This window comes from Xenorhabdus sp. PB30.3 (genome assembly GCF_963895965.1).
Lineage (GTDB): Bacteria > Pseudomonadota > Gammaproteobacteria > Enterobacterales > Enterobacteriaceae > Xenorhabdus > Xenorhabdus stockiae.
In genome coordinates this window covers 35188-62166 of the sequence record NZ_CAWQMW010000122.1, presented here as the reverse complement: position 1 = coordinate 62166, position 26979 = coordinate 35188, and the positions used below count along the sequence as shown (strand labels likewise).

The following is a 26979-nucleotide window of genomic DNA, read 5'->3' as shown; positions in this document are numbered from 1 at the left end:
AATCGACCCCAAATTCAATAATTATCTAATCTGTTGACTCTATGCTGTCTACCTGACAACCAACAAAGAGGCAGATCGAAAGACGAAGGGTATGTATCCAATGGATTTCGAGTTGCATCGCGGCGGCAAGGGAGTTCATCCCCGGGAGCATAGATAACTATGTGACTGGGGTGAGCGAGCGCAGCCAACAAAGAGGCAACTTGAAAGACGAAGGATATCGATATCAGGGTAAATGCGGGCGCTGTAAATATTCTTCACTCTGCATCTCCTGTAAACGGGACAAGCAACGCTGATACTCAAAACGGAGCAATTCTCCCTGATAAATCCCTTCCATCGGGGCTTCGGCATTGATGATGAATTTCACATGACGCTCATAGAATTCATCAACCAGTGCAATAAACCGTCGTCCAGCGCTTTCATCCAGTTTGGTCATGATCGGCACATCATGCAGCAAAACGGTATGATAAATCTTAGACAACGCAATATAGTCCCGCTGGCTACGGGGATCTTCACACAACGTTTTAAAGTCAATTGCCAGCACACCATCAACACTGTTTATCGCCGGCATATCACGATGATTAATTTCCAGTACCGGAGTAGGCTCCCCTTCACGACCGGCCAGACGCAGGAAAACCTGATGCATCTCCTGTCGGCTCTCTGCCGATAACGGTGTCAGATAAATATGAGCCTGAGTCAGCGTTCTTAGCCTGTAATCGATACCCGCATCCACATTCATGACATCACAATATTTTTTGATCTGTTCAATAGCAGGCAGGAAGCGGGCTCGCTGCAAGCCATTACGGTAGAGTTGATCCGGTGGAATATTTGATGTCGCCACTAAAGCGATTCCGCGCCTGAACAGTGCCTCCAGTAACGTGCCGAGGATCATGGCATCCGTAATATCAGAAACAAAAAATTCATCAAAGCAGAGGATATCAGTCTGTGCCTTGAAACCATCAGCCACAATCTCCAGTGGATTTTCATGCCCCTGCAATTCAGTTAATTCTTCGTGTACCCGCAGCATAAAACGGTGGAAATGCAGGCGTAGCTTCCTTTCAGTCGGTAAACTCTGGAAAAACATATCCATAAGCCATGTTTTTCCCCGCCCTACACCACCCCACATATACAGTCCCTGCACGGGACGGATATTGTCCTTTAATGAACGCCCTAATAGTTTATTCCACAGACTTTTTAATCCGCCTGAGCCATCTGAATGCGCCGCATTTTTGGCTAAGTTCTGTACAAGCTCATGGTAAATCATATCCAGACGGGCGACAGTATTACGCTGCACTTCATCAGGTTGATACTGCCCTTCAGACAGTGCAGTCTGGTAAAGAGACGAAGGTGTAATCGGTGACATTAATATAGTAATCCTTAAAAATTTTTATCCCCACCATATATACTTAATAGATTTCAATTGAGTATATACATTGGGTCTAACTCACAGCCTATCATGACAAATTTGTATAAAATTAACACCTCGGGTGATATATAAATTAATTAAATAATAATCAATATTCCACTCTGACTGAATTAGCGGTTATAGTGGTAGCTATGATGTTAAGAAAGGAGTTGCCATGACTTGGGAATACGCACTGATAGGATTAATTGTTGGTTTTATCATCGGAGCATTGGCTGTCCGCTTTGGCAGCCGAAAACTGCGCCAGCAAAATGCGGCACAGGCTGAGCTGGAGAAAAACCGGGCAGAGCTTGAAGAATATCGCAAAGAGCTGGTCAGCCATTTTGCCCGCAGCGCTGAGTTGCTGGATAATATGGCCCGGGATTATCGCCAGCTGTATCAACATATGGCTAAAAGTTCCAATGAATTAATGCCAGATATGCCAATGCAGGAAAATCCCTTTAATTATCGTCTTAACGAATCTAAGAACGATACCAACCAGATTGTCACAGATGTACCTCCACGGGACTATTCTGAAGGTTCATCCGGGCTATTGCGTCCCGTTCAGGAACAAAAACAGTAATTATTCTCGCCGTGGCCATAATTTATGCCCACGGCAATATTGTTTATCCCACTGTATTTAAATGTTTTTTCAGGTAAATCCCTGTAAAAACATTCGACAAAACGACATTATTAGTGAACTTTGCTGAATACTTGGTAGTCATAACTGCAACGAAACAATTATGCTTGAAACCTGTTCCGATGAGTGTAGTTTCTCAGAAAAACGAAATTCCTTTGTGGGTTCAGGGCTTTAAGTACTATTTTCCTTTTCTGGCTTAGGTAAGTAAGAGAACGCATTCAATGAAAAGTAAAAACACATTGCTCAGCGCATTAGCGATCAGTATTGGTTTATCTTTAGCTTCGGTACCAATGGTAAGTAATGCGGCTTTACCCGCTGCTATGGCCTCTCAGGAATTACCGAGCCTTGCTCCAATGTTAGAAAAAGTCCTTCCTTCCGTTGTCACCGTTCATGTTGCCGGCACTGAAGTTCAAACCCAACAACTCCAGCTGCCAGAAGATTTCCAGTTCTTCTTTGGGCCGGGTTTTCCACCAGTGGAACAACAAAGAAGCCGCCCATTTCAGGGGTTAGGTTCTGGTGTCATTATTAATGCCGATAAAGGATATGTACTGACTAACAATCACGTCATCAATAACGCGGATAAAATTAAAGTCCAGCTCAATGACGGGCGTGAATACTCCGCTAAACTCATCGGGCGTGATCCGCAGACTGATATCGCACTTTTGCAGCTTAAAGATGCCAAGAACCTGACAGCAATTAAATTTGCTAATTCCGATCAGCTTCGCGTCGGTGATTATGCTGTTGCTATCGGTAACCCATTCGGGCTGGGGCAAACAGTGACTTCAGGGATCATTTCGGCCCTTGGCCGTAGCGGCCTGAATCTGGAAGGTCTGGAAAACTTTATCCAGACAGATGCCTCAATTAACCGGGGTAACTCTGGTGGTGCCCTGATCAACCTCAAAGGGGAGTTGATCGGTATTAATACCGCGATTGTTGCACCTAGTGGCGGCAACGTGGGTATTGGTTTTGCGATCCCAAGTAACATGGCCAGAAATCTGGCAGACCAGTTAATAGCTCACGGCGAAGTAAAACGCGGCCTGCTTGGTATCAAGGGTACTGAAATGTCAGCGGATATCGCCAAAGCACTGAATGTTGATGCTCAACAGGGTGCTTTTGTCAGTGAAGTAGTTCCTAAATCTGCTGCGGCAAAGGCTGGTATTAAACCCGGAGATGTACTGACCTCCATTGATGGTAAGAAAATTAATAGCTTTGCTGAGTTAAGAGCAAAAATTGGTACGACTGCACCGGGCAAAGAAATCAAAGTAGGTCTGTTGCGTAAAGGCAAGCCTATGGAGGTGTCTGTTGTTCTGGAAAATAGCGAATCTCCATCTACCAAAGCTGAAAAATTAAGCATTGCGCTACAGGGTGCGAATCTCAGTACTGGCATTGTGAACAATACTCCCGGCGTGAAAGTTGACGGCGTCGCCAAAAATTCTCCAGCCGCAATGGTCGGTTTGCAGAAGAATGATTTGATCATCGGGGCGAATAATGTTCGGGTTAAGAATATCAATGAGCTACAAAAGGTACTTGAAGGAAAACCATCCGTTATTGCGCTGAATATCCTGCGTGGTGGTGACAATATTTACCTGTTATTGAACAATTAATCGGTATGCCATTATTTTTCTGATTGCAGTACATTAAGCAGACACAGCACAGGCTGTGTCTGCTTGCTTCTGTGCTATGCTTTTTTAACTTATTGATTACTGAACAATGTTATGTTGATTAAATTACTGCGCTCCATATTGGCGGGATTACTTATTGCAGCAATTTTACTGGTTGCCATACCCTCACTACGTCCCAATAAGTTAAATAATCTCCTGTACAGCGATAACACAGAAAAACCATCCAGTTACAGTCAGGGTGTTCGTCGGGCAGCACCTGCGGTTGTGAATATATATAGCACCAGTATAGGAAGTTTCTCCCATGAACCACGGGAACTGCTTCCATTGGGTTCCGGCGTCATAATGAGTGAACAGGGCTATATACTCACCAATAAGCATGTTATCAACAAAGTAGGCTCTATTATTGTTGCGTTGCAGGACGGGCGTTTCTACGAAGCTTTACTGGTCGGTTCTGATGGCCCGACAGATTTGGCAGTACTCAAAATAAAGGCTGAAAATCTGCCGGTTATCCCTATTAATCTCAAAAGGGCGCCTCATGTCGGGGATATCGTGCTGGCAATCGGCAATCCTTATAACTTAGGGCAAACAATTACTCAAGGTATTATCAGTGCGACCGGACGTGTCGGGCTGAGTCCGACACGACGCCAGAATTTCCTGCAAACAGATGCTTCAATCAATCAGGGCAGCTCCGGCGGAGCACTGGTTAATACATTAGGCGAACTGGTCGGCATTAATACACTGTCGTTTGATAAATCTGAATTTGGCTCTACGCCTGAAGGACTGGGATTTGCCATTCCCACAGCGCTGGCAACAAAAATTATGCAGAAACTGATCCGTGATGGTCGGGTTATCAGAGGATATATCGGCATTTCAACAAAAGAGCTACCGAATATCCGCTCGTCAGATACCCAAATCCATCAGATTCAGGGAGTGCGGGTTTTTCAGCTTTTACCGGGAAGCCCAGCCAAAAAAGCCGGAATACAAGTGGGCGATATTATCATCAGCCTTAATCACAAACCGGCACTCTCACCTGCCGAAATAATGGATCAGGTTGCAGAAATCCGGCCCGGAAAAGTCGTTCCTGTTACAGTCTTACGTGATGGTCAAACGCTTACCTTCAACGTTATGATTGAAGAATTTGATGAATACTGAAATCAATTAGGAAATGGAAGTCAAAGAAGGAATGGATTTTTAAAAGGAGCGCTACAGCGCACGAAGATAAATCCCCGGAAACATAGATAACACTATATTTATAGCTATGTGACCGGGGGGAATGAGTACCGCTAAATTGTAAGACGAAAGATATATTTACTTAATACGTTCGATATTGGCTCCCAGACCACGCAGCTTATCTTCGATATGCTCATAGCCCCGATCAATATGATAAATGCGATCGACGGTTGTTGTTCCTTCGGCAATGCAGCCAGCAATTACCAGACTCGCGGAAGCACGCAGATCTGTTGCCATGACCTGAGCACCTGATAATTTCTCAACGCCGTGGCAGAGTACAGAGTTACTTTCAATCTCTGCGTGTGCCCCCATTCGAATCAATTCAGGAATATGCATAAAACGGTTTTCAAAAATAGTTTCGGTGATCATGCCCGCACCTTCAGCAACAATATTCAGTAAGCTGAACTGTGCCTGCATATCTGTAGGAAAACCCGGATGCGGTGCTGTACGGAATGTTACCGCTTTTGGCCGCTTGCCATGCATATCAAGGCTAATCCAGTCATCGCCTACCTGAATATCTGCACCCGCTTCACGTAATTTAGCCAGCACGGCATCCAGTGTATCAGGCTTGGCCTGACGGCAGACAATCTTCCCGCGTGAAACAGCCGCTGCAATAAGGAAAGTGCCGGTTTCAATACGGTCAGGCAAGACACGATAAACACCACCGCCCAAACGCTCTACACCTTCAATCACGATGCGATCTGTTCCTGCACCCGTAATTTTTGCACCCAACGTATTCAGGAAGTTAGCTGTATCTTCGATTTCAGGCTCGCGGGCTGCATTCTCAATAATGGTTTTGCCTTCCGCCAGTGTTGCAGCCGCCATGATAGTGACCGTTGCACCGACACTGACTTTATCCATGACGATACTGGCACCTTTTAAACGACCATCTACGGATGCCTTAACATAGCCCTCATCCAACACTATTTTTGCACCAAGTTGTTCCAGCCCGGTAATATGGAGATCAACTGGACGGGCACCAATGGCACAGCCGCCGGGTAAAGAAACCTGTCCCTGACCAAAACGGGCGACTAATGGCCCCAGTGCCCAGATAGAAGCACGCATGGTTTTGACCAGTTCATAAGGAGCACAGTATTCATTAACAGCGCTGGCATCAACAAAGACGGAACCATTCTTGCGTTCCACTTTCGTTCCCAGACGATTCAATAGCTTGATTGTGGTATCAATGTCTTTTAATTCAGGAACATTTTGTAATTCAACTGGCTCTTCCGCCAGCAACGCTGCGAACAGGATTGGTAATGCGGCATTTTTTGCCCCGGAAATAGTGACCTCGCCTGACAAGCAGGTCGGCCCTTTCACTTGAAATTTATCCATCTGTCATAATTCTCTTATTTAATTCAAAGTGCGCTGTTCGCGGCGAAGCAAACAACCTCAGAAACCCTGGAGCTTGCGGTCACGTTGCCATTGCGCTGGTGTGTAGGTCTTAATTGACAGGGCGTGGATACGATTATCAGCAATATATTCCATCAGAGGTGCATAAACTGTTTGTTGTTGTTTTACCCGGCTCAGCTCACCAAAAATTTCACCTACAGCAATTACCTGAAAATGGCTGCCGTCGCCGCTAACAATAACTTCATCAAGTACCAATTTTTCCATCAGTACCTGTTTAATCTCATTAGTATCCATATCTTGCTCACATTCGTCGTTAAAAAATAATAGTAGATGCCTATCGTAATGGAATCCAGACGACTCTTAAACCAAGAAAAACGCCCTTATAAGACAATGACTCATAAGGGCGATAATTATATCCACCTTTCAGGTAACAGAGTTATCAACAACACCCTGAAATCTGTTAGGTCTAGAATGAAGGCATTATATTTATTCTGGCGAATTTCCTTTCTCAAGCGAATTATCAGCAAAGAGACTTTGTAGACTATAGAGCGCAATCAGTGTGTTCAATCGCTCCCCTATGCCAGAAAATGTCAGCACCTTACCACGCTGCTGCCAGTCGCCTTTTATGCGGACAAATAAGGCCATTCCCGTCGAGTCCACATGCTCAAGCCCTGAAACATCAATGTTTTCAATGTGAGCCAATAAGCTGTCCTTTTGCTGCCAAAAAGGCAGCAGGCTATCGCGATCCAGCGTACCTTTCAGAAACAGGGTGCTTCCTGTCTGTTGCCAGCTAAGCGGTGTTTTGTCAGAGGCTTTATCCATCCCCCGGTTTTTCATTTCACCGTTTTCCATATCACTTTTTCTTTTCTAAAGTGATTGGAGCCTGTGCACTGATTTTCAGCTGCTCTGTCAAACCATCAATACCTTTCTGGCGCAGGATTTCCGACCACTCATTCTGCTTGGTCGTAATCATGCTCACACCTTCAGCTATCATGTCGTAAGCCTGCCAATATCCGGTTTTACTGTTTTTACGCCACTGAAAATCCAGACGGACAGGAGGCTGACCATTCGGATCGGTAATGGTGACACGAATAGCGACGATATTCTTATCTCCCAATGGCTGCTCCGGGGCAATCTGATAATTCTGCCCGTGATACATTGCCAGAGCCTGACCATAAGCCTGCGCCAGATAATCCTCAAATGCTTTAAAATAAGCATCACGCTGCTCTGGCGTCGCCTGTTTGTAATAAGGCCCCAGAACCAGCGCACCTGCATATTTTACCTGAACATAAGGCAATAGCTCCTGACGCACGATCTGAGGCAACATTTCCGGATTAGCACGAATCTGCGATTGTTCACCCTTCAGACGTGAGAAAGTTTTTTCTGCCGCGACTTTCATCAAAGCATACGGATTAGTCTGATCAACCGCGTTGGCAAGTGGTGCAACTACCAATAAGGCAGCCATAAGTAATCGCTTAAACATAATTGCTATTTCTCCTAAGCAGTGGATTGCTGGTTAATGTACCTGTGCTGGAGCCTCAGATGATTTTTGCTGATCACCACTTCCGCTTTTGTACAGGAACTGACCAATTAAATCTTCAAGAACCATTGCAGGTTTGGTGTCCTCAATGCGATCTCCATCTTTCAGCATGGTGATCCCCAAATCAGCATCATCAAACCCAACATTCAACGCAACATATTGTTCACCCAACAGACCTGAAGTCCGGATAGACAGCGAACTGGAACTTGGAATATTGTCGTACTGCGAGAAAATATCCAGTTCAACCTGCGGAGTATACGTTTTCTTATCGAGCCAGATTTTCCCTACCCGACCAATGACCACCCCTCCTACTTTGACAGGAGAACGCTCTTTTAACCCACCTATATTGTCAAATGCTGCGATGACATGATAAGTGGTCTGACTGCCAAAAGATCGGACATTAGCGACCTTCAGGCATAAGAAAATGACTGCGGCCAGTGCAATTAAGATAAAACTTCCAACCCAAATTTCATTTTTCTTGCTTTGCATCGAATTAGTTCCCAAACATCAGTGCTGTCAGCACAAAATCCAAACCCAATACTGCCAACGATGCATGAACCACTGTACGCGTCGTTGCCCTGCTGATCCCTTCTGATGTCGGGATAGCATCATACCCATTAAACAGCGCGATCCATGTCACCGCGATGGCAAAAACTAAGCTCTTAATAAAACAGTTAAGTATGTCTTTCTGCAATTCCACCGCTGATTGCATGGAAGACCAGAAAAAACCACCATCAATCCCTTTCCAGTCGACTCCGACCATCGCACCGCCCAGAATACCTACAGCTACAAAGATCAATGACAGTAAAGGCATACTGATAAAACCAGCCCAAAAACGCGGGGCAACTACCCTACGCAACGGGTCTACTGCCATCATCTCCAGACTGGAAATTTGCTCTGTCGCTTTCATCAGGCCGATCTCTGCCGTCAGGGCTGAACCCGCACGACCGGCGAATAACAGTGCGGTCACGACCGGCCCCAGTTCCCGCAGCAACGATAACGCCACCATCATGCCAAGACTACCTTCAGCACTGAAAGTCCTCAGCACCAGATAGCCCTGCAAAGCCAGAACCATACCGATAAACAAACCGGAAACTACAATAATCAGTAGTGACTGAACGCCTACACTGTAAAGCTGCTGGCGCAATAACAGCCACTGCTTTGCAGGCTCAGGCTTACCAATAATCGCGCTGAATAACATAAAACCGGCCCGACCGAAAGAAGCCACAACTTCAATCGCACGCCTGCCAAATGTTGCCAGCGCCCGTGTTAACATCAACATTCAAGTATCCTAATAACGATTTCTGTTAGTTAATAACTCGGTTTTATAATCCCCCGCAGGGAAACGAAAAGGTACCGGCCCGTCAGCAATACCATCAAGGAACTGACGTACCCGCTGATCCTGATTCATTTTCAATTGTTCAGGCGTCCCTTCTGCAATCACTTTCTGCTCAGCCACAATATAGGCATAATCAGCAATACTCAGTACTTCAGGAACATCGTGGGAAACCACAACACAGGTAACACCGAGCGCATGGTTAAGTTCATCGATCAATTTAACCAACACTCCCATAGTAATAGGATCCTGACCGACAAATGGCTCATCAAACATGATTAAATCAGGATCAAGTGCAATCGCCCGCGCCAGTGCAGCCCGCCTTGCCATTCCTCCCGATAGCTCAGATGGCATCAGTTTTGCCGCACCACGTAATCCTACCGCTTCCAGCTTCATCATCACTGTAGTGTAAATTAATTCTTCGGGGAGTTTAGTATGCTCACGTAAGGGAAAAGCGACATTGTCGAACACATTCAAATCCGTAAATAATGCGCCCGATTGAAATAACATACTCATCTTCTTACGAACTTCATAAAGGCGCTGGCGGGACAATGCCGGAATATTATCGCCATCAAACCAAATCTCACCGCGCTCAGGGCGGATTTGCCCGCCCATAAGACGCAGCAGAGTCGTTTTTCCAATACCGGAAGGCCCCATAATGGCTGTTATTTTCCCTTTTGGAACCGTTAGATTGATATCGGAAAAGATCGGGCGCTGACCACGGGTAAAAGACATGCCGCAGATCTCAATAAGATTTGCTGTTAGTTGACTCATTATTGATAGCCCTTAATCGTTAATAAACGAATTTCTTGCTGTTTCTAAATAATTAGTAATGCATACTACAAAAAAATTTTCCAATTTGCGTTAGCAAAGTGATAGCAAATTTTACTTTTTAACTTTCGGCCTTCAGAATATATAAATCTGGCTAAATAAATATTTTTGTCCAGAAATCAACCAACACTGGCATTGTGCTCACATGAATTTTCTCTAAGGAACACAACATGTTTCTGACTATTTTACTGCTCATTACCGGGTTGATTTTACTGGTGTATGGTTCTGATAGATTAGTATATGGTGCTGCGGTATTTGCCCGCACATTAAAAGTCCCTCCTTTTATTATTGGTCTGGTGATTATGGGCATCGGCACTTCTTTGCCTGAGCTGATGGTTTCTGTAAACGCGAGTCTGAACGGGTTACCCAACATGGCCGTAGGTAATGTACTCGGCTCCAATATTACCAATCTGCTACTGATTACCGGCGCAGTGGCACTGATACGCCCAATAAAAGTGCAATCAGAGATCCTGCGGCGGGAATTACCACTAATGTTGCTGATTATGGCCTTTGTAGGTTATCTGCTGTCTGATAACTACCTGAGCCGTCTGGATGGGATTTTTTTATTACTGACTGCCCTGTTTTTTATATCAATAATGATAAAAATGACAGTCAGTACCCAATCTGATGATATTGACAGCTATACACAGGAGAGAGATGCAGAATTACCCGACGAAGGTAATAACGGTATCGCGCTGCTTTGGGTTGTATTAGGGCTGCTACTCCTGCCGATATCCACCCGAATGGTCATTGATAATGCCACCGTCATTGCACGGATTTACGGTATCAGCGACTTGGTGATTGGGTTAACTATTCTGGCGGTGGGAACAAGCCTGCCAGAGCTCGCCACCTCTATTGCCGCAGCCATTAAAGGTGAAAATGATATGGCCATGGGAAATATTATTGGTTCTAATGTTTTCAACATGACCCTTGTGTTAGGTGTTTCCGGCCTATTTTCACCCAGCGTTATTTCATCCTACGCCTTTTCCCGGGATTTTTGGATCATGATGGCGGCGAGTGTACTATTCACGATATTCTGTGTGAGAAGAAAACATCGGTTTAACCGGCTGAGTGGTGCACTATTACTTAGCTGCTTTATTGCATATTTTGTTGCACTTTTTGTGATGCCTGGTGATTAATATCCGGTGACTAATGTATGGTAACTGATGTTTGATAATCACGATTTGATGATCAATGTCTGGTGATCAATGTTCTGAGTAATTACCGGTTGTAATGGGAATAAGTGGGAGTAGAAATGCCTAAGATCGATTTTCAGCAAGCAGGTAAAAGAGTATTACATATCGAACTCGAAGGATTGGCGGAATTAGAGCAATACATCAATGACGATTTCAGCAAAGCCTGCGAGCTTATGTTTGGATGTGAAGGTAAAGTCATTGTTATGGGAATGGGGAAATCCGGCCATATCGGGCGGAAAATCGCAGCCACATTTGCCAGTACCGGAACGCCTTCATTCTTTGTCCATCCCGGCGAAGCCAGTCATGGTGATCTTGGTATGGTAACGCCAAAAGATATCGTACTGGCTATCTCCAACTCCGGCGAATCGAACGAAATCCTCGCACTTATTCCGGTACTTAAGCGGCAGAAAGTCGCTCTCATTTGTATGACAAATAACTGTCACAGTAACATGGGCAAAGCCGCGGATGTCCACCTGTGCATTAAAACACCACAGGAAGCCTGTCCTCTTGGGTTAGCTCCCACCACCAGCACAACAGCGACGCTTGTTATGGGAGATGCACTGGCTCTTGCCCTGCTGGAAGCCCGTGGCTTTACCACCGAAGATTTCGCTCTTTCTCACCCCGGCGGGGCACTTGGGCGTAAACTGTTGCTGCTGACCAGCGAATTAATGACAACAGGCGATGATATTCCGCGCGTTCCCCGCACAGCCACCCTTCGTGAAGGCCTGATAGAAATTACCCGAAAAAAACTGGGCATGACGGTTATCTGTGGTGATGATATGCAGATCGACGGTATTTTCACTGACGGGGATCTACGCCGCGTGTTTGATATGGGGATTGATTTGAATAATGCCAAAATTTCTGACGTTATGACCACCGGCGGGATCCGTATCAAACCGAATACTCTGGCAGTTGATGCCCTGAATCTGATGCAATCACGCCATATCACTTCCCTGCTGGTCACTGAAGGTGACACATTGCTCGGCGTATTACATATGCACGATCTATTACAGGCAGGAGTGGTATAAAAAGCCGCCATGTAAATCTGATAGGATGGTGATGCGAATAGGGTTGTACCCGTAAGCAATACTGATAAACAGTATCAGCAAAGATGTAGTAAACAGGCCTGCAACCGAGGCCTGTTGCAAATTATGAATAGAGAAATTCCTGAATGAATCAAAATACCTATCTGGATACCTGTTATGGCCCAGTTAATGTAAACATTATCGAAAAAGCCCGTAAAATTCGTCTGTTAATCTGTGATGTTGATGGTGTGATGTCAGATGGCCTGATATATATGGGCAATCAGGGTGAAGAACTGAAAGCCTTTAATGTGCGTGATGGTTACGGCATCCGTTGTTTAATCACTTCTGGCCTTGAAGTTGCCATTATTACCGGTCGTCAGGCCAAATTGCTGGAAGATCGTGCAAAAACTCTTGGTATTACACATCTTTACCAAGGTCAGAACGATAAGGTTTTGGCGTATCAGGAACTGTTGGATAAACTAGCGCTACAGCCTGAACAGGTTGCCTATATCGGCGATGACCTTATCGATTGGCCTGTAATGGCAAAAGTCGGCTTATCTGTTGCCGTAGCAGATGCCCACCCGCTACTGCTGCCCAAAGCAGATTATGTCACTCGGATTGCCGGTGGTCGCGGTGCAGTCAGAGAACTTTGTGATTTGGTGCTTTTTGCTCAGAACAAGCTGGAAGATGCCAAAGGTTTATCCATATAACACATGAACTGAAAAAAGAATGAGCAGAACTCAATCCTGGCTGATCGCAATACTGACTTTAATTGTGCTTGCATTGATTGGCTGGAATTTATCCAATTCAAATGAAGACGCCTCCTCACCCGTTTTGGATGAGGGTTACCCGACTTATCAAACAAAAGAAGCCACTACATTTGTTTATGATCCAGAAGGTAAACTGGTTTACAAACTAGAGGCCGATGATGTTAAGAATTATACGGAAACAAAGCTGACTTGGTTTACCAAGCCAGTATTAACAACGTTTGATGCTAACAGTAAATCCACACCACCACCGGCAACATGGACAGTACGTGCCAATAAAGCGAAACTTACCCATGATAATATGCTCTACTTATATGGGGATGTTCAGGTAGATAGCCTGAATGACGCATCACAACTGAAACGTATTACAACAGAAAACGCGACCGTCAATCTTGTGACGCAGGATGTGGCATCCGACGATAAAATTACATTAGAAGGTGTCGGTCTGAGATCTGTTGGGATGAAAATGCGCGGCAACCTGCGAGATAAAACTGCTGAACTGATTGAAAAGGTGACCACTCAATATGAGATTCCACATGAAGAACCTAATCCGTAATACCTTTATTGCCAGTACACTGGTTGCAGTCAGTTTGCCTGCACTGGCACTGAAAGATGATACCCAAAAACCCATTACCATTGATTCAGCCAGACAATCACTGGATTTAACGGGGAACATTGCCACATTTACGGATAATGTTATTGTAAAGCAGGGTTCGATTGATATCCATGCAGATAAGGTTGTTGTCACCCGCCCTGACGGGGATTCCAAAAAAACGGTTATTGAAGCTTATGGTAACCCGGCAACATTTTATCAATTGCAGGATGATGGTAAACCTATCAAAGGCCATGCTTCGAAGATGCGCTATGAGATGAATAATGAGCTGATCACACTGACAGGTAATGCTTATCTTGAACAGCTCGACAGCAATATCAAAGGCGATAAAATCACCTATTTAGTGCCAACACAGCAAATGGAAGCCTTTAGTGATAAAGGTAAGCATGTTACCACCGTCCTGTTGCCTTCTCAGTTACAGGAAAAAGGCCCGGGTGTTAACAATACCGGTACTAACAGCACTGAAGTTCATAAAAAGAGTAAATAACGACGTATGGCAATATTAAACGCAGACAATCTGGCAAAGTCTTATAAAGGGCGTAAGGTTGTTGAGGATGTCAGCCTGAAAGTCAAATCAGGTGAAATTGTGGGCCTGCTAGGGCCAAATGGTGCAGGTAAAACCACAACTTTCTATATGGTCGTTGGTATCGTGCCCCGCGATGCGGGTACTATTACCATTGACCATGAAGATATCAGCCTGCTGCCTCTGCATGAACGTGCCCGCCGGGGCATCGGCTACTTACCTCAGGAAGCTTCTATCTTCCGTCGGCTGAGCGTATACGATAACTTAATGGCTGTCCTTGAAATCCGCAAAGATATCAATCAGGAACAGCGTAAAGAACGCGCTGAAGAGCTGATGGAAGAATTTCATATCTCCCATTTGCGTAATAGCCTCGGTCAGTCATTGTCCGGTGGTGAGCGCCGCCGTGTGGAAATCGCCCGGGCACTGGCAGCAAACCCTAAATTTATTCTGTTGGATGAGCCTTTTGCGGGTGTTGACCCAATCTCAGTCCTTGATATTAAAAAGATCATTCAACATCTGCGGGATTATGGTCTGGGCGTCCTGATTACTGACCATAATGTCCGTGAAACGCTGGATGTTTGTGAGCGCGCTTATATTGTCAGCCAGGGGCATCTGATTGCTCATGGCACACCAGAGGACATCCTTAACAATGAACAGGTTAAGCGTGTTTATCTGGGTGAAGGCTTCCGTCTTTAAGGCTCATTGTCAGGCAGAGTTCAGGGAAACTACACAATGAATTTCAAGATGCGTCGCGGCGGCAAGGGAATGACAAATTCGTCGGGAACGAATTTGCCCAGCCAAAGGCTGGCCTCCGGTGAGAGGCAGGAGCCTCTCAGTAATTCCCGGGAGCATAGATAACCGTATGTTGATAAAAACGGTGACCGGGATGAGCGAGCGCAGCCAACAAAGAGGCGACTTGAAAGACGAAGTGTATATCAGTTCGAGGGCAATCCATTCAGGAGTACTAAAGGATCAGTTCAGGAGGAAGTGAAAACGTTATGAAGCAAAGTTTGCAACTCAAACTCAGTCAACAATTGACGATGACGCCACAACTTCAGCAGGCAATCCGTTTGTTGCAACTTTCTACGCTCGAACTTCAGCAGGAGATTCAACTGGCTTTGGAAACGAATCCCCTGCTTGAACAGGAAGACACACTTCAGGAAATTGATGCTCAGGATTATTCAGATACCGAAACAACGGTTATGGATACCCTCGAAGCGCTTGAACAAAAGAATATGCCTGAAGAATTACCCCTCGATACCAGCTGGGATGAAATTTACAGCGCCGGTACATCTTCAGGAACGCGAAGTGATTACAGTGCGGATGATTTCCCCGTCTATCAGGGGGAAACCACCCAGACACTACAAGACTATCTGACGTGGCAAGCTGCGCTGACCCCTTTTACTGAAACAGATTCAGCCATAGCTACATCAATCATTGATGCTATTGACGAAACAGGCTACCTGACCGTCTCTGTCGAGGATATCCTTATCAGCATCGGCAATGATGAACTGACACCGGAAGAAATCGAAGCCGTACTCAAACGGGTACAACATTTTGATCCCATCGGAGTTGCAGCACGTGACTTACGTGAATGCCTACTCATCCAACTTTCACTGTTGCCGATAGAAACTCCCTACCTGAACGAAGCCAGACTGGTTACCAGCAAGTATCTTGAACTGCTGGGCAACCGGGATTTCCGAAATTTATTGCGCCAGAGCAAATTAAAAGAGAGTGCTCTGAAAGAAGCTATTGCTATCATACAGTCACTGGAGCCACGGCCCGGGTTAATGGTCAATACCGGTGAATCCGAATACGTGATCCCCGATGTACTCGTCCAGAAAGAAAATGAACGCTGGCAGGTCAGGCTGAATACAGATAGCATTCCCCGCTTGTGCATTAATCAGCACTATGCTGCACTGGGGCAACAATCTCAGAATGAGAGTGACAGCCTGTTTATCCGCAATAACCTACAGGAAGCCAAGTGGCTGATAAAAAGTCTTGAGAGCCGCAATGAAACGTTATTAAAGGTCAGTAACTGCATTGTGGAATGGCAGCAGGATTTCTTTGAGCATGGCGCAGAGTACATGAAACCACTGGTACTGGCAGATATTGCCTATCAGGTTGATATGCATGAATCCACCATTTCCCGTGTGACAACCCAGAAATATTTGCATAGTCCACGGGGAATTTTTGAATTGAAATATTTTTTCTCCAGTCACGTGAATACTGACAGCGGAGGTGAAGCTTCTTCTACAGCAATACGGGCACTGGTGAAAAAATTGGTCACGGCAGAAAACCCGGCCAAACCACTGAGTGACAGTAAGCTGACCAGCCTACTTGCCGAACAGGGTATTCAGGTAGCTCGTCGAACTGTCGCAAAATATAGAGAGTCGTTATCCATCCCGCCTTCAAACCAGCGTAAAAAGTTGGTTTGAATAACATAGACCCTATGAATTTCAGGTTTGTATCGAGGCGGCTAACCACCAACAAAGAGACAGCCTGAAAGACAACGGAGAGAGAAGGAAAACACTATGCAACTCAATATCACAGGCCACAATATTGAAATCACTGATGCACTACGCAACATTGTGAATACGAAATGCGGCAAACTGGATCAATATTTCGATAAGATTAACCTTATTCAGGTCATCCTCCGGGTGGAAAAAGTGCAGAAAATCGCTGAAGCCACGGTGCATGTCAATGGAGGTGAGTTGCATGCGAGTTCAGAGCATGAAGACATGTATGCGGCAATTGATGCACTTGTTGATAAACTGACTCGTCAATTGACCAAACACAAAAGTAAATTGAGACAACATTAATAGCTTTCAGACAACAGGGCTGTCATAAGATTCTCACTGTTCTATTTGTAACCAACTAACGGCCTTCAGGCTGCTATATGCACCTGAAGGCTTAATGGTAATAACAGTGCCTCAGTACCGGATGTCTGAACTCAGGCATCCGGTATTAAAGCCCTAAGCGAATAAAGAAATGAACAACGAAACAGATTTACCACTAAGCTCAGTGCTTTCACCCGAATGTACGCGTAATAACATATCCTGTTCGAGTAAGAAGCGCGCCTTAGAGATTATCAGCGAGCTGGCATCAAAGCAGCTGAATTTACCAGAGAGTGCCGTATTTGAAGCCATCCTTTCCCGTGAGAAAGTAGGAACAACCGGTATTGGCAACGGGATTGCCATTCCTCACGGCAAACTGGAGACCGAGAGTTCAGATAATGCTGTGGGTGTATTCTTACATCTGGAACAACCAATTACGTTTGATGCTATTGATAATCAGCCTGTTGACTTGCTGTTTGCTTTATTGGTTCCATCTAATCAGTGTCAGGTACATTTACATTCACTATCCTTGATCGCAAAGCGTCTTTCAGATAAAAATTTCTGTCGTCGCCTGCGTTCGGCACAAAGTGATGAAGAGCTATACAAAATTATTACTGAATAAATAACAATTACAATTACAGTTACAATTGATTGTTGAAAAGCAATATACCCAGAGGGTATAAACGACGGCGGTTCTGATGAACCGCAAAATAAAGGGGAGTCATTTCATGGTGCTGATGATAGTCAGCGGTCGTTCTGGTTCTGGTAAGTCCGTAGCCCTGCGTGCGCTGGAAGATATGGGGTTCTACTGTGTGGATAACCTGCCGGTAGTACTACTTCCAGAGCTGGCTAATACACTGGCTGAACGTGATATTTCAGCGGCAGTCAGTATTGATGTACGCAATATGCCGGAATCCCCAGAAATTTTCGAAGAAGCACTGACAAAATTACCGGACAGCTTTTCACCACAACTTCTGTTTCTTGACGCAGATCGTAACACTCTGATCCGTCGCTACAGTGATACCCGTCGCCTGCATCCACTCTCAAGCAAAAACCTGTCACTGGAAAGTGCCATCGACAAAGAGAGCGATTTACTGGAACCTCTGCGTTCCCGGGCAGATCTGATCATTGATACCTCTGAAATGTCAGTTCATGAGCTGGCTGAAATGCTCAGAACACGTTTACTGGGCAAACGTGAACGTGAACTGACAATGGTGTTTGAATCTTTTGGCTTCAAACACGGTATTCCGATTGATGCAGATTATGTTTTCGATGTACGTTTCCTGCCAAACCCACACTGGGATCCAAAACTTCGCCCTATGACTGGGTTGGATCGTCCGGTTGCTGCGTTTTTGGATCGTCATACCGAAGTACATAACTTTATTTACCAGACCCGCAGCTATCTTGAGCTATGGTTACCCATGCTGGAAACCAATAATCGCAGCTACCTGACAGTTGCCATTGGCTGTACCGGTGGTAAACATCGTTCGGTTTACGTAGCAGAACAATTAGCTGATTACTTCCGTTCCCGTGGTAAGAACGTTCAGTCACGCCACCGTACACTGGAAAAACGTAAGTAACCTTATATAGAGCAGGCCATGACAGTCAAACAGAGACTTGAGATTAAAAACCGACTCGGTATGCATGCGCGGCCTGCCATGAAGCTGCACGATCTCGTGCAGCAGTTTCAGTCTCAGGTCATTCTGCGCAACAGCAACAATGTTCAGGCCGAAGCCCACAGCGTCATAGCCATGTTGATGCTCGATTCTGAACAAGGTAGCTACATTGAAGTTGAAGCAACCGGAGTTGATGAACAACAGGCTTTGTCAGCGATTGTGGCGTTATTCAATTCCGGCTTTGACGAAGAATAAACTTACACGATTTTGCCTGTTTGTAGCACAGACCTTCTATCACACTTTTCTCTATTTTCTCCTTCCTTTCTCATTCAGTTAATAACACCTGACTCTCTTTATTTTTCTCTTAATACTGCTTGCTAGTCTGTAATAACAGAAACAAAAGCCATATTTAAAACCAACAAAAGATAAAATAACCTTCATATATTCTGATTATAAATTTATAAGCAAAGAGATATTGAGAAGTTTTGTTAATTAAATAAGCTGAACATTCCGACTATTTATAAATAGTCATCAGGTAACAATAAATGTTATTCATCAATAATTTAACCCTATGAAATAGGTTTGGAAAAAACTTATCATTAACGGGATTTTATACACAAAGAATTATACGTACAGTTCATAAACTGGAGATTTACTTCATGCGTTTTAATAAGACCACATTAGCTATCTTTCTTGGATTGACTTTATGTCAGGGCGCAGCTCAGGCGGCACCTGTGCTTTCTTTAGATAATACGCAGGCAGAACGTGTTGCGGTTAACAACAATGCCTGGGTGGAAATCAACACCACCACTTTCGAAAACAATATCCAAACACTGAAAGAAACCCTGAACAAAGACACCAAAATATGTGCAATTCTGAAAGGTGATGCTTATGGTTATGGTCTCGGTCTGCTGATGCCGTCAATCATTAAAACCGGAGTACCTTGTGTTGGGATCACCAGTAATGAAGAAGCCCGTATCGTACGTGATAGTGGTTTTACCGGCCAGCTGGTACGCGTCCGTGCAGCAATGGCAGATGAAATTGAAAGCACGCTGAGCTATGACATGGAAGAGATGGTTGGCGATCTGGAAAGCGCTAAAGCTATTGATGCCGTGGCTAAGAAACATGGAAAAGAGATCCGTGTTCATTTAGCGCTGAACACCGGTTTGATGAGCCGTAATGGGCTGGAAATGAAAACCGAACAGGGCAAACAGGAAGCACTGCAAATTGCTAAGTTGCCTAACCTGAAATTGGTTGGCATCATGAGCCACCATGCTCTCACTGACCTGAATGTGATCCGCGAAAGTATCAAAAACTTCAACGAACAAACTGCCTGGTTGATTAAAGAAGCAAACCTGAAAAGAGACGAAATCACTCTGCACGCATCCAGCTCTTTTGCATCACTGAGCTTACCTGAAGCCCAGTTTGATATGGCTCGCGTTGGCAGCGCATTGTACGGCATCTTGCAAGACAGCCATCCGGAGTTCAAACCTCTGATTCAGGTAAAAACCCGCGTTGCTTCTGTTAAACCATACCCTAAAGGCAATGGTGTCAGCTACGACAACACTCACATCCTGAAGCGTGATTCTATCCTTGCTAACCTGCCGGTCGGTTTCTCTGATGGTTTCAGCACTGCTCTGTCAAACAAAGCCTATGTTCTGATTAACGGTCATCGTGCACCGGTTGTCGGCCGCGTTTCCATGAATACCGTTATGATTGATGTGACTGATCTGCCTGAAGTTAAGAGTGGTGATGAAGTTGTGATTTTGGGTAAACAAGGTAACGAAGAAATTACTCAGGCTGACATTCAAAAATGGAGCGGCATGCACATTGTTGAACTGACTTCAATCTTTGGCGAAACCAACCCGAAGATCACCGTCACAGGCCTATAATTTGTCACCTGTCATAATATCTGGCTGAACCTTGTTTCATTAGCAGCACCAAACAGTTCGTGATCATGATCTCTTTATTTTCATGACAGAACAGCCTAATATCACTTTAATCACATTGAAAATAACACCCCCCTCCTTGCGTTGCGGGGTGTTATTTTGTATTGAGCCTAATTTGGAGCGTGGTATGAAAAAACCAAATATCATTATTAATGAACTAGATGCAGAACGTTTAGATTCTCTGTTGGAACAAGCCGCATTTGCCAATACCAGCATCGCAGATGCACTGAACGATGAACTGGACAGAGCGGAAATCTTATCGCCAGCAGAAATCCCAGCAGATATTGTTACTATGAACAGTGAAATTAAATTCATTGATTTTAGCAATAATGAAGAGCGTATCCGTACTCTCGTTTACCCTGCATCGCTACAGGACAGCACAAAACAGCTATCCGTCATGGCACCTTTAGGTGCTGCACTTTTAGGGTTGCGGGTTAATGACGAGATCACGTGGGAATTGCCGAATGGTGAAAAAACACGGATAAAAGTATTAGAGATACTTTATCAACCAGAAGCAGCGGGTGAATATCACCGTTAACTCACAGCCAGCCCAGTAGACCAGACTGGCTGTTGTTGATTGAGTATCCCTTATTGACCGGCGATACTCATTTCCGGCAACAGAACCGAACCACACTGAATGTTACTGCGTGTTTCGATATCATTACCGACTGTTACCATATTTGCCCACATATCTTTCAGATTGCCTGCAATGGTTATCTCACTGACGGGATACTGAATTTCGCCATTTTCGACCCAAAAACCGGCAGCGCCACGAGAGTAATCTCCTGTTATTGCGCTGACTCCCTGTCCCATCAGTTCCGTCACTACCAGACCAGTGCCCATTTCCCGCAACAGCCCAGCAAAACCCAGCCCCTGCCCTTCGATACGCCAGTTATGAATTCCACCTGCATGACCGGTACTTGTCAGACCCAGTTTACGGGCAGAATATGACGTCATCAGCCATGACTGTAATACACCGTCTTTAATAATTTCACGGGGCAGTGTACGTACGCCTTCACTGTCAAAAGGTGTTGAAGCCAGAGCTCTCAATAAATGAGGCTGCTCCTCAATTGTCAGCCACGAAGGCAGGATTTGTTTACCCAGACTGTCCAGCAGAAAGGAGGATTTACGATAGATGCTGCTGCCACTAATTGCACCGACCAAATGACCAAACAGACCGGTAGCTACTTCTGCGGAAAAGATCACTGGTGCTTTCATCGTCGAAAGCTTACGTGCTCCTAAACGAGACAATGTACGTTGAGCACTCTCCTGACCAACCCACTCTGGTGACTGCAATTCATCAAAACGACGGTTCACGGTGTAGGCATAATCGCGTTCCATATTGCCGTCTTGCTCTGCAATCACACAGCTAGATGTGGAATAGCGGCTTGAGCAGTAACTCTGCAACATACCATGACTATTACCAAAGACGCGGATGCCATAGTGGGCATTAAAGCTGCCGCCTTCGGTATTAGTGATACGCTGATCGGCCTCTAGTGCAGCCTGTTCTGCACGGGCTGCCAGCTCAATTGCCTTATCAGCATCCAAATCAGCAGTGTGGAACAAATCCAGATCAGGCGCTTCAAACGCCAGTAACTCTTTGTCTGCCGGGCCAGCACAAGGATCAGGCGAAGTATAACGGGCAATATCAATAGCCGCCTGAACAGTACGAGCAATAGCCTCCGGGCTTAAATCAGTAGATGATGCGCTGCCTTTACGCTGCTGATTATAAACAGTAATGCCTAATGCCCCATCACTGTTAAATTCTACATTCTCGACTTCACTGAAACGGGTACTGACGCTGATCCCCGTTGTTTTATTGACCGCGACTTCCGCAGCATCGCAACCTGCTTTCGCTAATTCCAGAGCGTGGGAAACAGCCTCTTCCAGTTGCTTACGTTGCTCCGCAATTTGTTGATTGGTAACTATCATTAATTAACCATAACCATTTAAATTAAAAGGGAATTTATCAGGAAAAGTGCTATATTCCGGCTTTCAGTATTAATGCCGTGTGGTAATCAGGCAATTTTCCCAGTTACAATAGACAATATTAGAAGATGTTAACACCCACCGGGAAATTGGTCATGTTCCAAAGTGCACCTTATCCGGCCTTTTTAGAAGGAAAACAATTATGGCAAAGCAGCCTGAAGATTGGCTCGACAATTATCCTGCTGAAGAGGAAGAAGAAGAGATAATCTGGGTCAGTAAAAGTGAAATCAAGCGGGATGCGGAAGAGCTTAAAAAGCTGGGAGCAGAACTGGTTGAACTGAGCAAAAGCGAACTGGAACGCATCCCGTTGGATGAAGATTTGCTGGCCGCTATTGAGCTGGCACAGAGAATCAAACGTGAAGGTCGCCGTCGCCAGTTACAATTGATAGGCAAACTATTGCGTGCCCGCGATCCAGAGCCAATTACTATCGCATTGGATAAACTGAAAAACCGGCATAACCAGCAGGTTGTGATCCTGCACAAACTGGAAGAACTGCGGGATAAATTACTGGAAAATGACAATGCGCTTGAAGAAGTTGTGACACTCTATCCGCATACCGATCGCCAGCAACTACGGACGCTGGTGCGTAATGCCAAAAAAGAGAAAGCAGCAAACAAACCACCAAAATCCTACCGACAGATTTTTCAGTATCTGAAAGAATTATCTGGAACAGCATGATACTCAGACCGCCATTTCTTCAAGAAATGGCGGTTAATTAAAAACAGAAATTTCGTAAAGTATAAAAATATTATTTCAGGGGAATCGACATTTCATGACGGAAAATATTATCCCGGTCAAATATGTTTTTTACTTCAATAAGTTCTTTTGATATTTTTTCGCCATAATAAAGTGCCAGCCAGTCTGGATCTATAGTTTTATGAGTGAAATCAGTATATTTCATATCAATATCTGGATAATTTATATAGCATCCCTGATAGGGTGTATCTTTACCATCATATTTTTCATAGGGTTTTCCATTATATTCGTTAAAATATCCGTGAAAAGTAACCTGCATCCAACTAACACAATCATCGCTCAGTGCAGGATCTTTCCAATAATTCTGGAACTGTAACTTTAGCAGAGATTCCCTCTGATAAACCGAAGTCTCTTGATTTTTATCTGCCTGGTTAATACAACCACCATATGAATCTATCTGTATTAATTCTTGTTTAACACATAATTTACCTTTATTTTCTGTTAATAATTGATGCATCATAAGTAATGAATAATCTGAGAATTTTCCTTTTTGATAGGCTGATTTATATTTTCCATATTGATTTTCGCCAGAACCATTAATAGATTGAGTCAAGTATAACCAATCCATAATCCGCACAGGTAAACCTGATAAATTATTATTATCATCATAAAACTGACTCAGAGAAACTTGATCTATCCGTGGTACTAACGGGCCATGTATTGTGGATAAATTTACTGATTGATAAGTAAAAAGATTATGATTTGCAGCAAGATCCATAGTCTTAATAAAATTGAGTAAAGGTGCATCATTAACACCTGTCTTATAAGAACCATCTTTGCCGGTATATTGTATAATAAGCTCTATATTCCCTGTGGAGATATGTTGTAGTTTTAATAAGGAAAATAACCCACCATTACATTTCGTTTCATCATTATTATTCCAATATTGATCATTATCCTTAAACCATGAATAATATGCCTGAACAAATTTACTGAATGCATTTTTATCGGCGATTTTATCCCAAGGGTAAGTTAGCCGGATGATCCCTGCAGTACTTGGTGCATCAGGCAAATCTTTAAAATAGTAATTCAATATAATGCCAAAATTACCTCCTCCAGCCCCACAACATGCTCTGAATAATCTCTGATACCGGTCATCACTACTCTCTTTGCAGACATGGATAATCTTAAAAGTATCTTTCTCATCAGGTATAAGGATGTCGATGCCAGAAAGCCAGTCAACTATTAAGCCATGTTTACGGGACAGCAACCCATATCCACCACCTGTAATATGGCCACCTAAACCAACAGAATAACAGGAGCCACCAGGTATTGTTTTCCCTGATATTTTATAGAGATTAACATAACTATCCCAATTTTGATTTCCTGCTGATATTTTGAAAGTGTATTGTGTTTTTTCATTATGACTTTCACTCTCATACTCAGAAGTGATTCCTCTATCCTCTTTATATTTAATTCCTGATATACCACCTATATCAATAATAACGGTATCCTGTTCTTTTTCATTACCATTAAAGGTATTATTACTCACAAATCCTTCATAACAGTGCCCACCACTTCGGACTGTAATTCTTTTATTTTCCTCATGTATATTTATTGCCGCAGCTAAAACATCCTGCTCATTATTACAAATATAAATCTCTGAAACATCATTATTATGATCCGGCCAGCGAAGATTAAACGCTTTTTTTAAAGTATTATATCGAGCATCTCTCTTAGATATATAACTAGTTGACATAATTAGCTCCTAGCGAAATAGCTCATAATTAAAAGATAATTTAAAAATTAAAATATTATCTTTGTTAATAAATACAAAATAAACTATAACAATAATTATTGAATATAGCCTAAATTTAGCCTCGTGATCTTAATGGATCTTAAACCAATGAGTTGGTTTTAATGTTATTATAAAGTAATATCCGAACATAAATAATCTATACTTATTTTTAAGCACATTGAAAGTAAAACATTAAATATCGATTAAGCTCTTTTTGTTCCCGAATTCGTGAAAAGGATATTTTCAAATGCCATTAATTGTTATTCCAGATGATTATCAATCTGCAACAAAAAAGATTCAGTCTTTATATCAAAACCGTGATTTTGACATTGTCAGCCTCGGTGCAATTGATCGCGATCCTAAAGCCAGTGAGTTACTCTCTAAGGCTGACGCACTGATATTGATCCGTGAAAGAACAATTATTGATGAGAAGTTCTTATCCAAAACGCCCAACTTAAAACTGATCAGCCAGACAGGAAAGGTGGCTTACAATATCGATCTGGATTTATGTAAACAAAGGGGCATTGCTGTCGTAGAAGGTGCCGGTTCTCCTGTTGCCGCAGCAGAGTTAACCTGGCTGTTAATTCAAAGTTCCATCCGCAAATTCGTCGTTTTAGTGGAGTCGATGAAAAAAGGTCAGTGGCAAACTGAACTGGGCGATACCGTGGCTGAAAAAACCCTTGGGATCCTCGGGTATGGAAATATTGGTCAACGGGTTGCCAGATATGCTCGTGCATTTGATATGAAGGTTCAGGTTTGGGGTTCAGAACGTTCACAGGAAAAAGCCCGTCGGGATGGTCTGATTGTCCCTCAGTCACGTGAAGATTTCTTTAAAACATCGGATGTTATTACCCTGCATCAGCGTCTGGTTAAAGAGACGACAGGTAATGTCACACTGACTGATCTGACTCATATGAAAAACAGTGCGGTATTAGTCAATACAGCAAGATCAGCGCTTATAGAAGCCGGTGCTCTTGAAAAAGCACTTGATCTGGGTACGCCGGGTTTTGCTGCATTGGATGTTTTTGATGTTGAACCAATTTGGGATGCCAGCCACACTTTATTAAAACGAGATAATGTCCTGTGCAGTCCACATATAGGTTATGTCACAAAAAGCTGCTATGACATCTATTTTGACAGCGCATTTAAGAATGTTGAGCGTTATTTCTCTGGCGATGAAAGCCACGTTGTGAATAAATAACCGCTGGCTCTATAGAGAAACACCGCCACATTTCAGCCAATGTAGCGGTGTAATAAGAAGGGAAAAGTTAATTCATCACATCAAACTTGAGTTCCCCTTCCAGCTCTTCTTCAGCTTCCTCAAACAAAAGCACCAGCGCTGCAAAATGTGGTTTTTTCTGCACATCCAGATGGATAAAGGTAATATCAACAGGCAACTCAATTTCACTTGTTACCACATCCCAGAGCGCATCCAAATTAGCACCAAAATGGTCGCTAAGATCGAAACGCTCCCTGAACTGATTATAGAAAGTTGTTAAATCAGGGATATGGTTAAAATCGAATTCCACTTTTTTCATATTCTCATTCCAGCCTTGTGAAATGGTTATAATGATCAAGCGTCAGGTAGATTAGCCCATCGTTAGAATAGAGTAACCGGTCACTACCCCGACGCCCACAGTTATAATTCACATCTGCTTCAAACCACTGGCGTCCGGCTTCATCTGGCAGTTTATGTTCACGGTTGGTGAACCTGTCCCCACCAATTGCTTTTCCCGGTACGACTTCACATAAATTACCTTTACGGGGTTCCCAGCCCAAACGACGGGCTTGTTTCTTCGTAATGTAATAATCAGGCAATTTGTGATGTTGTTTCAGATAGCTCGCAACCCGCTGCTGTTCAGTCAGAACATCAATGTGCAGAGTGGTTGTCTCTTCTGCTACCACCGTATTTTTCGGTGTTTTCCCGCCACCAGATAACCCCGTGTCTTTAAAAAAAACAACAGAGATAACAGCCAGAAGCAGCAATACACCTGCCAGTACGCTCTTTTTCATAATGA

General features: G+C 44.0%; 30 protein-coding genes. 18 read left to right on the top strand and 12 right to left on the bottom strand.

What is annotated here, in order from left to right; all coding sequences use genetic code 11:
- Positions 1 to 223: 223 nt before the first annotated feature.
- Positions 224 to 1360: a cell division protein ZapE gene (zapE, locus tag AACX38_RS09415; RefSeq protein WP_228862914.1), complete on the bottom strand. Its 1137-nt coding sequence runs from the start codon at positions 1358 to 1360 to the stop codon at positions 224 to 226.
- A gap of 217 nt (positions 1361 to 1577) precedes the next feature.
- Between zapE and zapG the strand changes: the two genes are divergently transcribed.
- The 3 genes from zapG to degS all read left to right on the top strand — a co-directional run bounded on the left by zapG (position 1578) and on the right by degS (position 4813).
- A complete protein-coding gene (zapG, locus tag AACX38_RS09410) occupies positions 1578 to 1982 on the top strand; it encodes a Z-ring associated protein ZapG (protein ID WP_099109658.1) in 405 nt (134 codons plus the stop codon).
- Positions 1983 to 2260: 278 nt separating this feature from the next.
- Positions 2261 to 3643, top strand: coding sequence for a serine endoprotease DegQ (degQ, locus tag AACX38_RS09405; RefSeq protein ID WP_099122306.1), 1383 nt, complete (start codon positions 2261 to 2263; stop codon positions 3641 to 3643).
- Positions 3644 to 3754: 111 nt separating this feature from the next.
- Positions 3755 to 4813, top strand: coding sequence for an outer membrane-stress sensor serine endopeptidase DegS (gene degS, locus AACX38_RS09400; protein ID WP_099109656.1), 1059 nt, complete (start codon positions 3755 to 3757; stop codon positions 4811 to 4813).
- Positions 4814 to 4969: 156 nt separating this feature from the next.
- On the opposite strand, the gene murA is transcribed toward degS, so the two are convergent.
- The 7 genes from murA to mlaF all read right to left on the bottom strand — a co-directional run bounded on the left by murA (position 4970) and on the right by mlaF (position 9894).
- A complete protein-coding gene (gene murA, locus AACX38_RS09395; RefSeq protein WP_099122305.1) occupies positions 4970 to 6226 on the bottom strand; it encodes a UDP-N-acetylglucosamine 1-carboxyvinyltransferase in 1257 nt (418 codons plus the stop codon).
- 57 nt (positions 6227 to 6283) lie between these two features.
- Positions 6284 to 6538, bottom strand: coding sequence for a BolA family iron metabolism protein IbaG (gene ibaG, locus AACX38_RS09390; protein WP_099109652.1), 255 nt, complete (start codon positions 6536 to 6538; stop codon positions 6284 to 6286).
- A 192-nt stretch (positions 6539 to 6730) separates the two neighbouring features.
- Positions 6731 to 7096 carry a lipid asymmetry maintenance protein MlaB gene (gene mlaB / locus AACX38_RS09385; protein ID WP_228862913.1) on the bottom strand — a complete coding sequence of 122 codons (366 nt, stop codon included), beginning with the start codon at positions 7094 to 7096 and terminating at the stop codon, positions 6731 to 6733.
- A gap of 1 nt (position 7097) precedes the next feature.
- Entirely contained in the window at positions 7098 to 7727 is a 630-nt protein-coding gene (mlaC, locus tag AACX38_RS09380; protein WP_099122304.1) for a phospholipid-binding protein MlaC, read from the bottom strand.
- Positions 7728 to 7760: 33 nt separating this feature from the next.
- Complete coding sequence (gene mlaD / locus AACX38_RS09375; RefSeq protein WP_228862912.1) at positions 7761 to 8273, bottom strand: outer membrane lipid asymmetry maintenance protein MlaD; 513 nt, start codon at positions 8271 to 8273, stop codon at positions 7761 to 7763.
- Positions 8274 to 8277: 4 nt separating this feature from the next.
- Positions 8278 to 9060: a lipid asymmetry maintenance ABC transporter permease subunit MlaE gene (mlaE, locus tag AACX38_RS09370; protein ID WP_228862953.1), complete on the bottom strand. Its 783-nt coding sequence runs from the start codon at positions 9058 to 9060 to the stop codon at positions 8278 to 8280.
- Between the two features lie 15 nt (positions 9061 to 9075).
- On the bottom strand, positions 9076 to 9894 hold the full coding sequence (mlaF, locus tag AACX38_RS09365) for a phospholipid ABC transporter ATP-binding protein MlaF (protein WP_099109649.1): 819 nt from the start codon (positions 9892 to 9894) through the stop codon (positions 9076 to 9078).
- Positions 9895 to 10121: 227 nt separating this feature from the next.
- Here mlaF and AACX38_RS09360 point away from each other — a divergent pair, with 227 nt between their 5' ends.
- From AACX38_RS09360 to rnk, 13 genes are all read left to right on the top strand, one after another.
- Positions 10122 to 11090, top strand: a complete 969-nt coding sequence (locus tag AACX38_RS09360; RefSeq protein ID WP_228862911.1) for a calcium/sodium antiporter — start codon at positions 10122 to 10124, stop codon at positions 11088 to 11090.
- Positions 11091 to 11206: 116 nt separating this feature from the next.
- Complete coding sequence (gene kdsD / locus AACX38_RS09355; RefSeq protein WP_228862910.1) at positions 11207 to 12175, top strand: arabinose-5-phosphate isomerase KdsD; 969 nt, start codon at positions 11207 to 11209, stop codon at positions 12173 to 12175.
- Positions 12176 to 12318: 143 nt separating this feature from the next.
- Positions 12319 to 12882 carry a 3-deoxy-manno-octulosonate-8-phosphatase KdsC gene (kdsC, locus tag AACX38_RS09350; RefSeq protein ID WP_099109646.1) on the top strand — a complete coding sequence of 188 codons (564 nt, stop codon included), beginning with the start codon at positions 12319 to 12321 and terminating at the stop codon, positions 12880 to 12882.
- 19 nt (positions 12883 to 12901) lie between these two features.
- Positions 12902 to 13495, top strand: coding sequence for an LPS export ABC transporter periplasmic protein LptC (gene lptC, locus AACX38_RS09345; protein WP_099122300.1), 594 nt, complete (start codon positions 12902 to 12904; stop codon positions 13493 to 13495).
- On the top strand, positions 13476 to 14039 hold the full coding sequence (gene lptA, locus AACX38_RS09340) for a lipopolysaccharide ABC transporter substrate-binding protein LptA (RefSeq protein ID WP_099109644.1): 564 nt from the start codon (positions 13476 to 13478) through the stop codon (positions 14037 to 14039). Before lptC ends, lptA begins: the two co-directional genes overlap by 20 nt.
- A 6-nt stretch (positions 14040 to 14045) precedes the next feature.
- A complete protein-coding gene (gene lptB / locus AACX38_RS09335; protein WP_099109643.1) occupies positions 14046 to 14771 on the top strand; it encodes an LPS export ABC transporter ATP-binding protein in 726 nt (241 codons plus the stop codon).
- Positions 14772 to 15073: 302 nt separating this feature from the next.
- Positions 15074 to 16513, top strand: coding sequence for an RNA polymerase factor sigma-54 (rpoN, locus tag AACX38_RS09330; protein ID WP_228862909.1), 1440 nt, complete (start codon positions 15074 to 15076; stop codon positions 16511 to 16513).
- A gap of 96 nt (positions 16514 to 16609) precedes the next feature.
- The gene (gene hpf, locus AACX38_RS09325; RefSeq protein WP_099109641.1) at positions 16610 to 16897 is read left to right on the top strand and encodes a ribosome hibernation promoting factor; all 288 of its coding nucleotides are present in this window, start codon (positions 16610 to 16612) and stop codon (positions 16895 to 16897) included.
- A gap of 169 nt (positions 16898 to 17066) precedes the next feature.
- A complete protein-coding gene (ptsN, locus tag AACX38_RS09320; RefSeq protein ID WP_099122297.1) occupies positions 17067 to 17534 on the top strand; it encodes a PTS IIA-like nitrogen regulatory protein PtsN in 468 nt (155 codons plus the stop codon).
- Between the two features lie 106 nt (positions 17535 to 17640).
- The gene (rapZ, locus tag AACX38_RS09315) at positions 17641 to 18492 is read left to right on the top strand and encodes an RNase adapter RapZ (protein WP_038259562.1); all 852 of its coding nucleotides are present in this window, start codon (positions 17641 to 17643) and stop codon (positions 18490 to 18492) included.
- Positions 18493 to 18510: 18 nt separating this feature from the next.
- On the top strand, positions 18511 to 18783 hold the full coding sequence (gene npr, locus AACX38_RS09310) for a PTS phosphocarrier protein NPr (RefSeq protein WP_099122296.1): 273 nt from the start codon (positions 18511 to 18513) through the stop codon (positions 18781 to 18783).
- Between the two features lie 404 nt (positions 18784 to 19187).
- Complete coding sequence (gene alr, locus AACX38_RS09305) at positions 19188 to 20420, top strand: alanine racemase (protein WP_228862908.1); 1233 nt, start codon at positions 19188 to 19190, stop codon at positions 20418 to 20420.
- 184 nt (positions 20421 to 20604) lie between these two features.
- Positions 20605 to 21015 (top strand): nucleoside diphosphate kinase regulator, encoded by a 411-nt coding sequence (gene rnk, locus AACX38_RS09300; protein WP_228862907.1) that lies wholly within the window; start codon positions 20605 to 20607, stop codon positions 21013 to 21015.
- A 50-nt stretch (positions 21016 to 21065) separates the two neighbouring features.
- On the opposite strand, the gene pmbA is transcribed toward rnk, so the two are convergent.
- Positions 21066 to 22409: a metalloprotease PmbA gene (gene pmbA / locus AACX38_RS09295; protein ID WP_228862906.1), complete on the bottom strand. Its 1344-nt coding sequence runs from the start codon at positions 22407 to 22409 to the stop codon at positions 21066 to 21068.
- Positions 22410 to 22608: 199 nt separating this feature from the next.
- Between pmbA and yjgA the strand changes: the two genes are divergently transcribed.
- Entirely contained in the window at positions 22609 to 23145 is a 537-nt protein-coding gene (gene yjgA, locus AACX38_RS09290) for a ribosome biogenesis factor YjgA (protein WP_099122292.1), read from the top strand.
- A gap of 70 nt (positions 23146 to 23215) precedes the next feature.
- On the opposite strand, the gene AACX38_RS09285 is transcribed toward yjgA, so the two are convergent.
- Positions 23216 to 24922, bottom strand: coding sequence for a BBE domain-containing protein (locus AACX38_RS09285; protein WP_228862905.1), 1707 nt, complete (start codon positions 24920 to 24922; stop codon positions 23216 to 23218).
- A 286-nt stretch (positions 24923 to 25208) separates the two neighbouring features.
- On the opposite strand from AACX38_RS09285, the gene AACX38_RS09280 reads away from it, so the two are divergent.
- Positions 25209 to 26162 (top strand): D-2-hydroxyacid dehydrogenase family protein, encoded by a 954-nt coding sequence (locus AACX38_RS09280; protein WP_228862904.1) that lies wholly within the window; start codon positions 25209 to 25211, stop codon positions 26160 to 26162.
- A gap of 67 nt (positions 26163 to 26229) precedes the next feature.
- Here AACX38_RS09280 and AACX38_RS09275 read toward each other — a convergent pair whose 3' ends face one another.
- A complete protein-coding gene (locus AACX38_RS09275; RefSeq protein ID WP_099122289.1) occupies positions 26230 to 26499 on the bottom strand; it encodes a barstar family protein in 270 nt (89 codons plus the stop codon).
- Between the two features lie 4 nt (positions 26500 to 26503).
- Positions 26504 to 26974 (bottom strand): ribonuclease domain-containing protein, encoded by a 471-nt coding sequence (locus tag AACX38_RS09270; RefSeq protein WP_228862903.1) that lies wholly within the window; start codon positions 26972 to 26974, stop codon positions 26504 to 26506.
- Between the last annotated feature and the right edge of the window lie 5 nt (positions 26975 to 26979).